Origin of the sequence: Streptomyces sp. ID05-39B (genome assembly GCF_033794725.1) — a bacterium.
In the GTDB taxonomy this organism is placed as follows: Bacteria; Actinomycetota; Actinomycetes; order Streptomycetales; family Streptomycetaceae; genus Streptomyces; species Streptomyces bobili.
This window is the reverse complement of record NZ_JARGEF010000529.1, coordinates 1-869: the sequence shown is the minus strand read 5'-3', so window position 1 is coordinate 869 and position 869 is coordinate 1. Positions and strand designations below refer to the sequence as shown.

Genomic DNA, 869 nt, shown 5'->3' with positions numbered 1-869 from the left:
CCCTCGCCCTGCCCACTCCGCCCGCCGTGCCACCCTTGACCCATGCCCGAAGGTGACACGGTCTGGCAGGCCGCGAGCCGGCTGCACGACGCCCTCGCGGGCAAGGTGCTGACCCGCTCCGACCTCCGCGTGCCCAAGCACGCCACCGCCGACCTGACCGGCCGCGCCGTCCTGGACGTCACCCCGCGCGGCAAGCACCTCCTCACCCGTATCGAGGGCGGTCTCACCCTCCACTCGCACCTGAGGATGGACGGCGCCTGGAAGGTCTTCGCGAACGGCCAACGCTGGAGCGGTGGCCCGGCCCACCAGATCCGCGCCATCCTCGGCACTCATGACCGCACGGCCGTCGGCTACCGCCTCCCCGTGCTCGACCTGCTGCGCACCCCCGACGAACAGCGGGTGGTCGGCCACCTGGGCCCCGACCTGCTCGGCCCCGACTGGGACCCCGGCCAGGCCCTCACCAACGTCCTCGCCGACCCGGCCCGCCCCCTCGGCGAGGCCCTCCTGGACCAGCGCAATCTGGCCGGCATCGGCAATGTCTACAAGAGCGAGCTCTGCTTCCTCCTCGGCGTCACCCCCTGGCTCCCGGTCGGCGCGCTCCCCGCCGACCGCGCCGCCAAGCTCCCGGCCCTGGCCAAGCAGCTCCTCGAAGCCAACCGCGACCGCCCCGTCCGCAGCACCACGGGCCGCCGCGGCCAGGACCTCTTCACCTACGGCCGCGCACCCCGCCCCTGCCTGCGCTGCGGAACCCCGATCCGCGTGGCCGACCAGGGCGACGGCGTTGACGCGGATGCCGTGGGGGCCGACCTCGGTCGCCAGGGTCTTCGTCAGCTGGACCACGGCGGCCTTGGCGACGCCGTAGCACAGGA

General features: G+C 74.2%; 1 pseudogene. It reads left to right on the top strand.

The features are described 5' to 3' along the window. Positions 1-42 precede the first annotated feature (42 nt). Positions 43-780, top strand: a pseudogene (locus P1P75_RS41715) (DNA-formamidopyrimidine glycosylase family protein); the annotation flags it as partial. Positions 781-869: the final 89 nt, after the last annotated feature.